Consider the following 14687-nt stretch of genomic DNA (forward strand, 5'->3'; position numbering starts at 1 on the left):
AAATCTGCCCAGCTATGCTCACCTTACGTACTTTTATCCGGTTAAATAATGCCTTATTATGTCTGACTTTCTTTGTTTTATCAACTAGCTGTAACCAGAAATCGGCAAAACAATCCGATTCGGATACGAAGGTAGCTAGCACCCCGCCCGGCTCAGTAACGGAAAGCAACCACCCGGCAACTGCCGCCGAAAACTGGACCTTAGGCCCTTTTCAAAAACAAGATGCGATTAACCCCATTTTAGGGCCGGATAGTACCACGCAGTTTTACTGTCCGGTTCGTCGCGCTACGGTTAAGTGGGAAGAAAAAGATGTTTTTAACCCGGCCGCAGTGGTGCGCAATGGCAAAGTTTATTTGCTGTACCGGGCCGAAGATAAAATAGGCAAATTTGCCGGCACCTCCCGGATTGGTTTGGCCATTAGCGACGATGGACTAAATTTTAAAAGAATGCCGAAACCGGTATTGTATCCGGATAACGATTTCATGAAAAAGTACGAGTGGGAGGGTGGCTGCGAAGATCCTCGGGTAGTAGAAACACCGGAAGGTACTTACGTAATGACTTATACTACTTACGACGGTAAAACGGCTCGTTTGTGCGTGGCTACTTCCCCGGATTTACAAACCTGGAAAAAACACGGCTTAGCGTTCGAAAAAGCTTATCAAGGGAAGTATAAAGATACCTGGTCTAAATCGGGGGCCATTATTTGCCGCCAGAAGGGTAGCCAAATAATGGCCACTAAAATTAACGGTAAATACTGGATGTATTGGGGCGATACCGATATGTTTATGGCTACCTCCGACGACTTGCTTAACTGGACACCCGTGGAGGAAAAAGAGAAATTAGCCGTTGCTTTTGGCCCCCGTCCGGGCCAGTTCGATAGCCGGTTGGTGGAATCCGGTCCACCCGCCATGCTCACCGAGGCCGGTATTTTACTTATTTACAACAGTATGAACCTGGATAAAGGGGGCACGCCCGCTTTACCGCCGGGCACCTATACTGCCGGCCAAATTCTGCTCGACCCAAAAAACCCAGCCAAAGTACTGCAGCGCACCGCTAGTTATTTCATGAAACCGGAAAAAGAATACGAAATTACCGGTCAGGTAGGAAATGTCTGCTTCCTGGAAGGCTTGGTTTATTTGCAGGATAAGTGGTTTTTGTACTACGGCACCGCCGATTCAAAAATTGCCGTAGCGATGCATAAACCAGAGTAGAAAATTAAATATTTATCATAATCTGTTCATTTCATAAAATTCCTATGAATACGTATGGGTTCTTAGATTACTTACCCGCTGTTTCGTTTAAGCGTTAAAGTAGGAAACAACCAGAATATGAAAGATAAATTATTGTTTATTTACGTAATTTTTGTTTTAGATATTCCGGTGCTTTCCGCGCAACCTAATGTTGAGAAGTTAAAAATTTACAAACATTTTTTTAAAGGCGGCTCAACCATGAGGCTCGTAAATGCTTTTAAATATCCGGCCAGTCATGCAGGAATAGTAGATACCACTAACATTAATTTAAATTCCCTTATTCCTATTCAGGATTGGAACGATATACTCTATTCAGCTAAGAAAAGTAAACACCACCAAATGAAAATAGGAGGAATCGTTTTTGCGGGAGAAATGAAAATGGCTAACAAAGTTCATTACTTTATTGTGGCTCGCCCGGATTTGATAGTAGATTTAACCGACAGAATGAATTATAGAATGGATAATAAAAGCAAGAACCTTTTGGGAAACTCTATTACTCGCTGGATGGATTTAAGAAATTAATTCACGGGGAACGGAAACGATAGTATTGCATTAAATTTGATTTCATAAATTTTTGTAAAATGGCGGGTACTACCTTACAAAAACTAGCGGCATATACCAGTTGGGCCAACCAGCGGTTATTAGAAACTTTGGAGAAATTCGGGGAAAAATTACCCGCTACTAGTCTGCATTTGTTCAGTCATTTACTAAATGCCGAAATTATTTGGTTAGCCCGGATTCAGCGTCTGGAAAGCCCCGTAACCGTATTCGACGAACATACCATAATAGAATGCCGAAAGTTGCAAGAGAGTACATTTGAACGCTTTATAGGCTTAGCTGATTCTTCGCCCGAAGAACTAGAAAATCTTATTACCTACAAAAACACCAAAGGCGAAACTTTCACCACTTCGCTGGAAGATATTCTGATGCAGGTTTTCAATCATGGCACCTACCATCGGGCCCAAATTGCCCGCGACTTGCGCCAGAACGGACTAGAACCGATTAATACCGATTACATTATGTTTGTCCGCGAAACTGAAGGATAAAAGGTAGTAATACATAATCGAACTCGGCGGGTGCATCCTTCTTAAGAAACAGTTAAAAAAAGAATTAGAGCAAAAATGGTAATAGCCCGGAAAAACTTATTCCTTAAATGGAGTATAGTACTTCTAACAACTATTGGAATAGGCCTTTTCCTTCTAACTTTTTCGCATTTTGCAGGGGTAACTTCTGGCCTGTTTAGCTGGACCTTAAACTTTTCCCTGATGTTCTGGATTACCGTGGCAGAATCTCAACTTCATCCTTCTTTACATTCTGCTTATTTTAATAACCATGCTTTTGAGAAGAGCGGCAAAATTTACGCCGCTTTAGGGGTGCATTGGTTTCGATGGCTTCTGGTAATTAGCGGCTGGGAGAAACTAAGCCAGAAAAATAATCCGGTAAGAAAAACGCTACCCGCTTTGCAGCAATTTGAAAGAGCAACCCGGGTTTCTGAATTTGGGCACTCGGTAATAGCCATTATTATCTTTGCTCTTACGGTATTTGTTTGCATCAAATACTCCGTTAAAGAGGCATTTTGGTTAATTTTATTCAACGTACTACTCAATATTTATCCCATACTGGTACAGCGTTATAATCGTCCCCGCCTGCGTCGCCTGGTTCAAAAGCTTCAGCAACCATCTGTTGTATAAGTTATACTAGATCGAAACTTCTAAGACATATTTGTAAAAATAATACTAGCTGTTATTACTTGGAGCCTTTTCGAGTCTCCATTCACTGGTGCTATCTTATTTGTACCGTACCCTGTTTGCCTCGTGGCCGGCCGGCCTCGTTTGACTCTTCCGGACTGGTCTAAGCTTCTTTTCCTCCTTACGTCTTGCGCACCGGAACCTTAGAAGGCCCTGCACCGCCAAACTGATGTCAACTTTTCTTAGCTACTGACTACCTATCATCTAATAAGAGTATGCCAAATACGTCTTATTTCTTCCAAATTGATATTACTATTCACAAATTAGCTATTAAAAATAAAACCAGACTATTTCATAGCCTGGTTCTAATCAGTGTTAGCTACTTTTTACTTATTCCTTTTAGTAGTATCCGCCGATGCCTTTCGTTTATTAAATAAATTATTCAGCTTTTCCGAAGCTTGTTGCTTTATTTTTTGCTCGGCTTGCTGCGTGCGTTTGGCAATTTCGGCTTTGGCCTTAGCCTCGGCTTCCAGGCGTTTCCGGTTTACTTCGGCTCTTAAACTATCTTCGGCCTTTTGCTTTTCTTGCTCCAGGCGTTGTTTGGCCACATCTACTTTATTCTGCACAATACTTTGTACCACCTGTTTTGCCTGGTTTTTGGCGCTAGCCGCTGATAAGGCTACTTTGGGGTTGGTAACCGTACCTCCCACATTCAGATTCATGGTAACTCGTTCGGTACCTTTTATGTCTTTTACACCGGTAAGCGAAGCAAGCCGGGCATTTAAAGCATTGCCTACTTTGCCGGTGGGCACATCCAAGGCTACGGCGTACGTTAAACTGCCATCCATACCGTTGGTTCCCGATACGGTAGTTTTAATATCTCGCACGGTAAAATCGAATGGTTTTACCACTAAATTACCCCCCACAATTTCGGCTGAGAAACCTTTATTCTCAATAGAGAAGTTTTGCAGTTCTTTAAAGTTGGTTACTTCACTAATCCGGTTCACGATAACATTATTCTGAACCACGGCTTTTACTACTTCAATTAAGCCTTTACCCGTTAGAGTTTTGTAAACCGGCATCATATCCGGACCTAATTCGCCGTTAAAATTAAACTTAGTAGAGAACTTACCGTCCAGAAACTGCGCAATAGGAGCCAGTGCTTTTATGGTGTTAAAAGCAGTATAAGCCGATTTAAAATCGAGATTTTGAATATTTAAGCCAAAAGTAAAGGCTGGATGCTGCAAGTTTTTGGTATTGTACGAACCCGTAGTAACAAAAGAGCCGCCTAAAGCATTAAATGCTACGCGGTCCAATTTAGCTACCTGGTCGCGGAGCGTAATGGTTCCTTTTAAATTACTCAGGTTCAAATTATCGTAAATTACTTGGTTGGCCGAAGTGTTTAAAACTACATCCATATTTTCGGGCACCGGAATCACACCACCTTGTGCTTCCGGTGGTACCGGTTCGCCGTTCAGTTCGTCTACCATCCACTCATTCACATCAAAACGGGAAGAAGACATAGTAAAATTACCCCGTAAAGGCTGGTTCTTCCCGAACAGATAACCCATGTAATTCGATACGGATCCATCCAATTGCACATCGCTTTTCCCGACAAAGCCTTTTAGGTTGTTTACCTGAATTTTCTCGTTATTAAAAATTGTGTTTGCCGTAGTAATTTTCATACCCTGCGGCAGGTCGGTACTTTTATAGTTTAGGTTGGTTACCTGCATGTTCCCGCTTGAGGTGATGTTGTCGTATTTACCGGCGTCAATATCGGTCATTTTGCCTTTGGCGGTAACATCGGCATTAATGCGGCCGGATAGAGTAGTACCTTCAAGCGGGAATATTTTCGTCATTTTAGTTAAATCCAAAATACCTTTTACCCGAGCATCGAAAGCAGGTTTAGCTATGTTTTGCACCGCTACCCGGCCTTCGAGCGGTTCACCATCCAGCAACATATTAAAGCGCTCTATGAATATTTTAGTATCATCGGTATTACCGGTAGTGTTGGTAATAGTAGAAATCATGTTCAGATTCTGAATAGGCGCCGGAAATTGTTTTGCTTTTACAAAGCCGTTGGTCAGGTTCATTTTGGCATTTACTACCGGCATTTGGGTTTTACTGTAAGTACCTTTCGCTACCGCATCCACAAATAACAAACCCCGTAAGGTCATATCTGCTATGGGGAATACTTTGGTCATTTCCGCCAAATCAATGTTCGCTTTTACGTTACCATCCACTTTCATCGGCTCCAGACCTTGAATGGATGCTTTCGCATCTACCGGGTTTTTACCTAAATCCAGGTGCATTTTTCGGATGAGCACATTGGTGTTGTTTATCACGCCATCTTTGTTATCCACGTTCATATCAAGGTTGATATTGGTGGCGGCCTGCGGCAAATCCGGATACTTAAACAGGGCATTAGTAACTTTCAGATCCGTACCAAAACCCGGCAGGGAAGTATCGTTTAACGTACCTTTTACGTAGCCGTTAAAAGCTACTTTCCCTTCGGTTTTGATATTTTTAAATTTTTCCGTAAAAATCCCCGGCACTACCGACAGAATACTCTTAAAATCGTTATCCGCCGATTTAAAGGTTAAATCCATGTTAATGTCCTCACCAAGCATTTGTAAGGAGCCATTAAAGCCTAAACCAAACTCGTTTATTTTAATACTATTTTCTTTAAAGGTGTATTTCGACTGGTTTAAGTCCATGGCTAAGGTGATATCGGCATCTAAGAGAGTACTATCCAGGTAATCGAGGCCAGCATAATTAAAAGTAAATCCGTCGGCCGTAGTGCGCGATTTCATATCAAACACGTTTTGCTCAAAATCGCCGCTGCCCGTATGATTCACGTGGAACGCTTCGGTACGAAAGGGAATGCTTAAATCTTCGTACACTAAAGTTCCGTTGTTTATTTCCCAACCTTTAATGGCCATTTTAAATTGATTAACCGTATCCGCCGGCGCTTCCACCTGCGTTGTGTCGGTGATAAAAATATCCCAGTTGGCGCGGCCGCTTTTTAGTACTTTTAATTTAAGGCGCGGGTCCTGCAATTTTACCGAACGAACTTTTAATTTATCGCCGGCAATCACGCTCATTACATCCAGGCCCATACTAAAGTTAGGTAGGATAGCCAAGGTATCGCGCTGAAATGAATCTTGCCCGATTATAGTTAAATCGTCGATGCTTAACGCCAGGTTTGGGAAGTCGCGGAACAAGCTAATATTTACTTTATCCGTTTGGTATAATACTTTTGCTTTTACATTTTTGGCAATTTGCTTATCCAGTACCTGTTTTATTTTATCTTTAAATAAGTAGGGCGCTAAAGCCGCGGCAGCCAGTAGCACCACAATAAAAATCACAAATCCTATAAATACTTTTTTCATAAGGCACTTTTATATTAAATAGAGGCTAAAATTACCTAAATGTTTAGGTTTTTTGCTTAGTAATAAAATATTAGACAAGTAAACATACCTGCTGGTTTAATAGCAACGTTTTCCAGGAGGCCTTCGGTATTTACGAAAATTAAGAAAGAATGTCCGGGGAGGCTTATTCTTTTAAAGAGTTTATGCGGGCTAAACAATATTTATTTTTGTGTTTGTTCCTTATTTTCAGCTTCCAGACCTTAGGTCAGGATTTTCAGTTTAGCCAGCAATACACTAATCGGCTGCACCTAAACCCGGCCTTTGCCGGCCTCCGTTCCGATTATAGTGTAGCAGCTGCTTACCGGAACCAATGGCGTAACTTAGATAATGGCTTTGTTACCCAACAAATCGCCGCTGATTATAAATTTAAAAATAAAAAAACGGTAGCTGGCTTAATCGCCTCCTTGGATAAAACGGGAAAAGCCGGGTTTACCCGAACACAAGTGGGAGGAATCTACGGCTATCAAACCGCTTTAAACGAAAATTTTGCGGTGAGCGTGGCTTTGCAGGCTTCTTACGGTTCCCAACGTTTTAGTTTTTCTAATTTAATTTTTGGCGACCAGTTAAACGATAATGGTACCATTAACCCTAGTTCCCAAGAAAATTATATCTACGATCCGGTTTCTTACCTGAGCGTGGCAGCGGGAGGAGTGCTTTATAATAATCAATTCTGGTTTTCGCTGGCGGCGCATCATGCTAACCAGCCCGATATAGGTTTCGGGATAGAATCTAAATTACCGGTAAAATTTACCATGAATACGGGTTATAAATTTTACGTGTCAAACTATTACCGCGATGCTTACTTATATGAGTTTAGTGTAACTCCTACCATTACGTATACCCAACAGCAATTTTTCAAAAAAACTGACCTTGGTTTATACTTTACGTATACGCCTGTTACGTTAGGACTAATATACCGCGGATTGCCTCTGAGCAGTAATTTTACGTATGATCCGTCAGTTGCCGTAATAACTGGCATTGTTTTAGAACCTTTTCGTTTAGCGTACAGTTATGAGGTAGTTTTTAACGGGGCTGGCAGCCGATCCGGAGGAGCCCACGAAATAGCAATATCTTTTGATAAGATCGATTACGATAAAATTTTCAAAAGCCGGGCATCTAAGAAAAATTATAAACATATCGCTTGCCCAGCATTTTAAATAGTGTTATTATTGCAATAAATTCGGAAAATTAATATTTTTTAGAAGCCAACAACTTTTATGAATTTGTTTAAATTTTTAGGTTACGCAGCGGCTGGTGCCGTTATACTTACCTCTTGTAACAGAAATGCGAAGCCTACGAGCACCAATCCGGGCGATATCAGTGCTAAAACTGGAATTGAGTACAACACCGAGGAAGGCTTTCAGGTAGCTAGCTACGAACCCCTGGCTGAAGGTCCAGGACTTAAGTTTATCGAAGGTGGTCGTACTACTTTAGGTTCTATGGAAGAAGATGTTGCCATGACTCGCGATAACATCGAGCGCACCGTAACGGTTGCGTCGTTCTTTATGGATGAAACGGAAGTAGCCAACATTCACTGGTTAGAGTATTTATCGCATATCAAAAAAGATTCAGCGGAAGAAGTTTATACTAAAGCTTTACCCGATACTACCGTCTGGGCCAAAGAACTATCCTTTAATGACCCTTACGAACAATATTATTTACGTTATCCTGGTTTCCGTTTTTACCCGGTAGTTGGCGTAAGTTGGGAACAAGCCAATGATTATTGCTTGTGGCGGACGGCTAAAGTGAACGAGAACATGGCTCGTAATGGTGGTAACACTGGTGGCGGAGGCTTTAAGCTTTTTGGTAAAAAGAAAAAAGGAGGAGCAGCCGAAGCTCCTGCTGAAGGCGGTGCTTTATCTATTGAATCTGGTTTAGTTTTACCGAACTATCGCCTGCCCACCGAGGCCGAATGGGAATACGCGGCGCAAGCCATGATTGGTACCCAATTAGATCAAGACGAAAATCAAACGAACAAACGAATTTATCCTTGGGATGGTCACCAGATGCGTAATCCTTATGGCAAACACCAGGGCGAGTTCTTAGCTAACTTCAAACGGGGCCGCGGTGACTATGCCGGTATTGCCGGTTCACTGAACGATGGCGCGATGATTACGGAATGGGTGTATGCTTATCCGGCTAACGATTTTGGTTTATACAATATGGCCGGCAACGTGAACGAGTGGGTGCAAGATGTATACCGTCCGCTTTCGTTCCAGGATGTGGAAGACCTGAACCCGGTACGTCGGGGAGGTGGTATCAGCGACCCTGCTGCTAATTACGATGCTGCCGGTTTCCAATCTTTAATTACCGACGAAGTTCGGGTTTTTAAAGGTGGTTCCTGGAAAGATGTAGCTTATTGGTTATCGCCGGGTACTCGCCGGTTTATGGCTCAAGATTCCGCCACTTCTACTATTGGTTTCCGTTGCGCCATGATTAATACCGGATCCAACAAATAATCAGAAGAAATAATAAAAATAGAAAAGCCCGCTGGTTAGTGGGCTTTTTTGTTGCATTTTATTCCTTTAAGCAGCGGCAATAGCCGCTACACTTACCCCGGCTGCTCCAGCCTCTAATAATACTAAAGCACAAGCTTCGAGGGTAGCACCTGTGGTCATTACATCATCCACGAGGAGTATGCGTTTATCAAAAATGACATTTGGTTGATGCACGGTAAATAATTGCCCTACGTTTTGCCAGCGTTCCAATCGCGTTTTTTTCGTTTGGGTACTGCTATCGGCTAAACGCTCCAACACATTTGGTTGCCAGGGAATATTTAAAGCCTGACTCAATCCTTTAGCAAATGAATCGGATTGGTTATAACCGCGTTTGCGCAATTTTAAGCGGTGAAGAGGTACCGGAATAATTAAATCAAACTGTTCTTGATAATAATGTTCTTTTAGCTCAGCCCCATACCAATTGCCCAGAATCTCCCCAACCTCTTCGTGACCTTTGTATTTTAAAGCGTGTAACAATTGCTGCACCCGGCCGGAACGGGTAAAAGTTAAAAAAGCGAAAGCGTGCTTTACCGGCACTTTGTTGTAAAAACGATTCAACAATTCGCTTTTGGAACCAGTTAAAAGATGACTATTGGTATAAGGTAAACTCACCCGGCATTGCGTGCAAATAATAGTTTCGCCGCGCGCCAGTAGTTCGTGGCAGGCCAAGCAATCTTCTGGAAACAGCAAAGAAATAAAATCAGCAACTAAATTGTGAAGCGGGGTAAACATACCTTAGAGATAAATACTAAATTTTGTAATTTTATAAACCTTAAATGTAGGATAGCCGGAGTTCCTCTCAGGAAATAAAAATTAATTTACTTAATAGCTAATGAATAAAGTACAAGAATTTAATGATTACCGTTCGCGGATGAACGAAAAAATAATGGCGGCGGATAACAAAGTGATTAAACGCTTTTTTAACCTCGACACCAACGCCTACCAGGAAGGTGCTTTAGATGTAAAAACCAAAGAAATGCTGGGACTGGCTTGTTCCATGGTGTTACGCTGCGACGATTGCGTAAAATATCATTTAGGCAAATGCCAAGAGTGCGGTGTAACCGACGAAGAAATATACGAAGTTTTTGCTATTGCTAATTTAATAGGCGGTTCTATTGTTATTCCGCACTTCCGGCGGGCGGTAGAGTATTGGGAAGAGTTAAAACTTAGCTAGATGGTAACAAGGCGAATTGATTACAATGCCGATTTTGAAAATCAGTGGTTGGAACTCTTGCGGAAATTGCGAGAGAAGTTCGGTAAAACCCTTCATCTAAACGGTATTCTTTTTTTGATCGGCATTCAGGAATTAGGCCAAGGAATTCGGGAGTTTACTAAGGAACAGAAGCAAGACCTCATGCACATTGCCACTTGTAAGTTATTTAGCTTATCGGGTTATTACGAATTTACCCACCGCGACGAAGAAGGCTGGCCGCATTATCGTACCGTAAAAACCATACCTTCGGCCAATTTAAAAGAACAGGAACGTATGCTGAAGTGGCATATTTTAGAATATTTTGACCAAGAAGATTAAATGAAAATTATCAGTTACAACGTTAATGGAATCCGCTCCGCGGTAAGTAAAGGTTTTATAGATTGGTTACAGGCGGCCGATCCAGATGTTATCTGTTTACAGGAAATTAAATGCGACGAAGAAAAGTTTGACCGGCAACTTTTTGAATCGTTGGGGTACCACGTGTACATTCATCCGGCGGTAAAAAAAGGGTATAGCGGGGTAGGAATATTTTCAAAAAAAGAACCGGTTAGTGTAACAGTAGGGTGCAACAACTCGCTATACGATTCTGAAGGCCGGGTATTGCGGGCCGATTTTAATGATTGCTCCGTAGTGAACGTGTATATGCCTTCTGGTTCAAGTGGCGATACCCGCCAAGACTTTAAAATGCAATGGCTCGATTATTTTCTGCAGTACATTAACCAAGTGCGAACGCAAATTCCTCACCTGGTTATCTGCGGCGATTATAATATCTGTCATCAACCGGTAGATATCCATAATCCTAAATCTAATGCGAACAGTTCGGGCTTTTTACCGGAAGAACGAGAGTGGTTTTCGCATTTTCTTAGCCATGGCTACATCGATTCTTTTCGTTATTTTAACCAAGAGCCGCATAATTATACCTGGTGGAGTTACCGGGCCGGAGCAAGAGGGAAAAATTTAGGTTGGCGGATTGATTATACTATTGTAACCGATTCTTTAACCAATAGGTTACGGCGGGCTGCTATCCTAACGGAAGCCAAACATTCCGACCATTGCCCGGTTTTACTTGAATTGAGCCCAGAAATAGCGTAATTGGATTATATCGTATTTAATGGCTTTATCGTTTTAAATTTAGCTTAATTAAGGTACAAGTATATACTTCGTTTATTTATAAGTTAACTTCCTCTTAAAACTTTAAATTTATTTTTATATTAGTCTGACCAACAATGGCTTAAATAGGTTTGTATAATGTTTTGTTTTAGATTATGAATCAGTATGTCACCATGGACGCAGTTCTGCAACATTTGCAGGCCTTCAAGAAGAAATTTTACCTTAATTTACTTATTAAAGGAAGCATTTTTTCCGCAGCCTTGCTTTTAACTTTTTTCCTGATTTATAATCTGCTCGAATACTTTTTTTATTTCCCGTATTACGTCCGGGCATTTTTGTTCTTTTCCTTCCTGGGGATAGTTATATACGCTTTTTTGCGCTGGATTTTTACGCCGCTTAGCGCTTTTACTAACCTTAAAAAACTATTAACTGACGAACAAGCGGCGCAAAAAGTAGGCAGTTATTATCCCGAAATAAAAGATAAACTTCTTAACACTATTCAATTAAGAGATTTAAGCAAAACCAATGACCTGATTGCGGCCAGTATTGAGCAAAAGAGTCATCAACTAGCAGGTTTTAAATTTGATGAAAGCGTAAAACTGCAGGAAAACCGTCCTTTACTGAAATATGTATTTATTCCGGTGGGATTAATGCTACTCATTACTTTAATCTACCCTAACCTGTTCGTAAAAGGCACGGAGCGCATTATTAATTATAAAAAGTATTACGCCCCGGAAGCACCTTTTCAGTTTATCGTTCAAAACAAAAAACTGGAGGCATTTCGCAACGAGGATTTTCAGTTAGAGGTGAAGCTAGAAGGTAAAACTATTCCAAGCGAGCTTAAAATAGTGTACAACGGACACGAGCAAAACCTGACACCAACTAAAAACAACACGTATACCTTCACCTTTCAGAAATTACAGAAACCAGTAGCTTTTCAATTAGCTGGTTCTGGTTTCTACTCCGAAAATTACACGCTTAATGTTCTGGCCCGTCCTAACCTGAAAGACTTCGATATCAATATTGAATATCCTAAATATCTTCAGAAGAAACCAGAAACCATTGATAATACCGGAAACATTACTGTACCCGAAGGAAGTGTTGTTACCTGGAATTTTGCAACCATTGCTACTGAGCAATTAGAACTGGCATTTACGAATCCTACTGCTGTATTAGCGGCTACGCCGGAAGAAGACATTTTTTCGGTAAGTAAAAAAATTAGTACTACTCAAGAGTACGAAGTACGTTTGAAAAACCAATACAGCGACAACAAAGATAAAATGACTTTTCTGGTAACTGCTATTCCGGATCGGGCACCAGAAATTACCGTAGAAAGTTTTCAGGATTCTATTGGCTTTGATAACCTGGTACTGGGGGGAACTGTTTCTGACGATTACGGATTATCGCGTTTAAATATCCATTACCGCGTAATTACAAGTACTAATCCACAGCCTGGTAATTATAAAGCTATCCCTTTGCGTTTAGAACCGCAGCAAAATAGTCAATCGTACTACCACCAATGGAATATAGCTAATTTAAAACTTAGTCCAGGTCAACAATTAGAATACTTTGTGCAGGTTTGGGATAACGATGGGATTCGAGGACCTAAAAGCTCTCGTACCCGCGTGTTGTCCCTTAAAATACCTTCCCGTAATGAGCTAAACACCGAAATAGCTTCAAATGCTAAATCCATGCAGAACCAGATGAGCAAGTCGGTGCAAAAGGCACAAAAATTACAGGAACAAATCTCACAGTCAGAAGAAAAACTCAAAACTAAAAAAGAACTAAACTGGCAGGATAAAAAGCAGATAGAAGATTTACTGGAGAAAAAGAAACAGCTCGAAAAGGATATTGCTGCCATGAAATCTTCCTTTGAACAGCTTAACCAACAGCAAGACAAAGTCGATGAAAAAAGCTTAGAGTTAGCGGAGAAAACCAAGCAGCTGCAAAAATTAATGGAAGACTTGCTGGATGAGGAAACCAAGAAATTATACGAGGAATTAGAGAAACTTTTACAGCAGCAAATGCCAAATGAGCGCGAGTTGCAGAAGTTGCTGGATAAAATGGACCAAAAAGAAAACAATCTGGAAAAAGAATTAGAACGGGCCTTAGAATTATTTAAGCAATTACAGTTCGAGCAAAAACTGGAAAGCGCTACGGATAAATTAAAAGAACTATCGGAAGAACAGCAAAAGCTAGCGGATAAAACAGAAGAAAAACAAGCGCCTAATCAGGAATTAAAACAAGAACAGCAAGATTTAAAGCAACAATTTGAGGATGTAAAAGAAGAACTGGATGATTTAGAAAAATTAAATCAGGAGCTGGAAGACAAGAATCAAATGGAAGATACCCAAAAGGAACAAAATCAGATCGACCAGGAGATGCAAAATAGTCAGGAATCACTGGATAAAAAACAAAACAAAAAAGCTGCTCAATCGCAAAAAAATGCGGCGGAACAAATGCAGAAAATGGCTCAGCAAATGGAGCAGGAGTCTGATAGCAACAGCATGGAGGAAGCCCAACAAAACCTGGATCACCTGCGCGATATTTTAAACAACTTAATTAAACTCTCCTTCGACCAGGAAGAGCTTATGAAATCGTTTAGAAGCGTTAGCCAAAGCGATCCTCGTTTTATTTCCTTAGGTCAGGAGCAACTTAAGTTAAAAGACGATGCTAAAATTATTGAAGATAGCTTATATTCGCTCGCCAAAAAGGTATTCCAGATTCAGTCCTTTGTTACCCGGGAAGTGGGAGCCATGAATAATAATATTACTGAGAGCTTAAACCAGATTAAAGAACGCAATGTGGGCAAAGCTACCATGCACCAGCAGTTAACCATGACATCGGTAAACAATCTAGCATTAATGTTAAACGATGCCTTAAAACAAATGCAACAACAAATGGCCATGGCCGCCCAAATGCAAGGTAAAGGAAAACCAAAGCCAGGCGGCAAACCTAAACCCGGATCAGGGGAAATGGGTAAAATGCAGCAGATGCTGAACCAGAAAATGGAAGAACTGAAAAAAGGTAATTTATCGGGTAAAGCACTTTCTGAGGAATTAGCCAAGTTGGCTGCCGAACAACAACGATTACGCAACGCCTTAAAAGAATTAGAGAAACAAGGGGGGAAAGAAGGTAAAGGCACCAAAGAGGAAGGTAGCGAAGGAAATGGTGGTAAACTAGATAAATTAAACAAGATGATGGAACAAACCGAAACCGATCTCGTTAATAAACGACTTACAGAGCAAACCATCATGCGGCAGCGCGAAATATTAACGCGCTTGCTGGAAGCAGAAAAATCGGCTCGGGAAAGAGAATTAGACAATAAGCGGGAAGCCCAATCTGGTAAAGAGTTAGCCAGAGCAGTGCCGCCTTCTTTTGAGAAATACATTAAAAATAAGGAAAAGCAAACCGAGTTGCTGAAAACAATTTCACCTGCTTTTACTCCCTATTACAAAAAAGAGGTAAATGAGTATTTTCAAAAAATAGGAAAATAA

The 14687-nt window shown here is 41.1% G+C and carries 12 protein-coding genes; 10 read left to right on the forward strand and 2 right to left on the reverse strand.

The window, feature by feature from the left end; genetic code table 11:
• Positions 1-14 precede the first annotated feature (14 nt).
• The 4 genes from AHMF7605_RS18160 (at position 15) to AHMF7605_RS18175 (ending at position 2941) form a co-directional block, all read left to right on the forward strand.
• Positions 15-1211, forward strand: a complete 1197-nt coding sequence (locus tag AHMF7605_RS18160; protein WP_106931466.1) for a glycoside hydrolase family 130 protein — start codon at positions 15-17, stop codon at positions 1209-1211.
• A 117-nt stretch (positions 1212-1328) separates the two neighbouring features.
• Positions 1329-1772, forward strand: a complete 444-nt coding sequence (locus AHMF7605_RS18165; protein ID WP_106931467.1) for a hypothetical protein — start codon at positions 1329-1331, stop codon at positions 1770-1772.
• 59 nt (positions 1773-1831) lie between these two features.
• Positions 1832-2296, forward strand: a complete 465-nt coding sequence (locus AHMF7605_RS18170) for a DinB family protein (RefSeq protein WP_106931468.1) — start codon at positions 1832-1834, stop codon at positions 2294-2296.
• 219 nt (positions 2297-2515) lie between these two features.
• Positions 2516-2941, forward strand: a complete 426-nt coding sequence (locus AHMF7605_RS18175) for a glycosyl-4,4'-diaponeurosporenoate acyltransferase CrtO family protein (RefSeq protein WP_146153618.1) — start codon at positions 2516-2518, stop codon at positions 2939-2941.
• Positions 2942-3324: 383 nt separating this feature from the next.
• Here AHMF7605_RS18175 and AHMF7605_RS18180 read toward each other — a convergent pair whose 3' ends face one another.
• On the reverse strand, positions 3325-6330 hold the full coding sequence (locus AHMF7605_RS18180; protein WP_106931470.1) for an AsmA-like C-terminal region-containing protein: 3006 nt from the start codon (positions 6328-6330) through the stop codon (positions 3325-3327).
• Between the two features lie 149 nt (positions 6331-6479).
• On the opposite strand from AHMF7605_RS18180, the gene AHMF7605_RS18185 reads away from it, so the two are divergent.
• Both AHMF7605_RS18185 and gldJ read left to right on the forward strand, forming a co-directional pair.
• Complete coding sequence (locus AHMF7605_RS18185) at positions 6480-7526, forward strand: PorP/SprF family type IX secretion system membrane protein (protein ID WP_106931471.1); 1047 nt, start codon at positions 6480-6482, stop codon at positions 7524-7526.
• Between the two features lie 60 nt (positions 7527-7586).
• Positions 7587-8828 (forward strand): gliding motility lipoprotein GldJ, encoded by a 1242-nt coding sequence (gene gldJ / locus AHMF7605_RS18190; protein WP_106931472.1) that lies wholly within the window; start codon positions 7587-7589, stop codon positions 8826-8828.
• 66 nt (positions 8829-8894) lie between these two features.
• Here gldJ and AHMF7605_RS18195 read toward each other — a convergent pair whose 3' ends face one another.
• Positions 8895-9599 carry a ComF family protein gene (locus AHMF7605_RS18195; protein WP_106931473.1) on the reverse strand — a complete coding sequence of 235 codons (705 nt, stop codon included), beginning with the start codon at positions 9597-9599 and terminating at the stop codon, positions 8895-8897.
• Between the two features lie 100 nt (positions 9600-9699).
• Between AHMF7605_RS18195 and AHMF7605_RS18200 the strand changes: the two genes are divergently transcribed.
• From AHMF7605_RS18200 to AHMF7605_RS18215, 4 genes are all read left to right on the forward strand, one after another.
• The gene (locus tag AHMF7605_RS18200) at positions 9700-10041 is read left to right on the forward strand and encodes a carboxymuconolactone decarboxylase family protein (RefSeq protein WP_106931474.1); all 342 of its coding nucleotides are present in this window, start codon (positions 9700-9702) and stop codon (positions 10039-10041) included.
• On the forward strand, positions 10042-10398 hold the full coding sequence (locus AHMF7605_RS18205) for a PLP-dependent aminotransferase family protein (RefSeq protein ID WP_106931475.1): 357 nt from the start codon (positions 10042-10044) through the stop codon (positions 10396-10398).
• Entirely contained in the window at positions 10399-11172 is a 774-nt protein-coding gene (locus AHMF7605_RS18210; protein WP_106931476.1) for an exodeoxyribonuclease III, read from the forward strand.
• A gap of 173 nt (positions 11173-11345) precedes the next feature.
• Positions 11346-14687, forward strand: a complete 3342-nt coding sequence (locus tag AHMF7605_RS18215) for a DUF4175 family protein (RefSeq protein WP_106931477.1) — start codon at positions 11346-11348, stop codon at positions 14685-14687.

It is taken from the genome of Adhaeribacter arboris (assembly GCF_003023845.1).
Taxonomy (GTDB): domain Bacteria; phylum Bacteroidota; class Bacteroidia; order Cytophagales; family Hymenobacteraceae; genus Adhaeribacter; species Adhaeribacter arboris.

Coding starts and splice junctions, on each gene's coding strand:
- AHMF7605_RS18175 (WP_146153618.1), top strand. CDS start 2,516: ATGTTCTGGATTACCGTGGCAGAATCTCAACTTCATCCTTCTTTACAT.
- AHMF7605_RS18160 (WP_106931466.1), top strand. CDS start 15: ATGCTCACCTTACGTACTTTTATCCGGTTAAATAATGCCTTATTATGT.
- AHMF7605_RS18210 (WP_106931476.1), top strand. CDS start 10,399: ATGAAAATTATCAGTTACAACGTTAATGGAATCCGCTCCGCGGTAAGT.
- AHMF7605_RS18185 (WP_106931471.1), top strand. CDS start 6,480: ATGTCCGGGGAGGCTTATTCTTTTAAAGAGTTTATGCGGGCTAAACAA.
- AHMF7605_RS18215 (WP_106931477.1), top strand. CDS start 11,346: ATGAATCAGTATGTCACCATGGACGCAGTTCTGCAACATTTGCAGGCC.
- AHMF7605_RS18205 (WP_106931475.1), top strand. CDS start 10,042: ATGGTAACAAGGCGAATTGATTACAATGCCGATTTTGAAAATCAGTGG.
- AHMF7605_RS18195 (WP_106931473.1), bottom strand. CDS start 9,599: ATGTTTACCCCGCTTCACAATTTAGTTGCTGATTTTATTTCTTTGCTG.
- AHMF7605_RS18165 (WP_106931467.1), top strand. CDS start 1,329: ATGAAAGATAAATTATTGTTTATTTACGTAATTTTTGTTTTAGATATT.
- gldJ (WP_106931472.1), top strand. CDS start 7,587: ATGAATTTGTTTAAATTTTTAGGTTACGCAGCGGCTGGTGCCGTTATA.
- AHMF7605_RS18180 (WP_106931470.1), bottom strand. CDS start 6,330: ATGAAAAAAGTATTTATAGGATTTGTGATTTTTATTGTGGTGCTACTG.
- AHMF7605_RS18170 (WP_106931468.1), top strand. CDS start 1,832: ATGGCGGGTACTACCTTACAAAAACTAGCGGCATATACCAGTTGGGCC.
- AHMF7605_RS18200 (WP_106931474.1), top strand. CDS start 9,700: ATGAATAAAGTACAAGAATTTAATGATTACCGTTCGCGGATGAACGAA.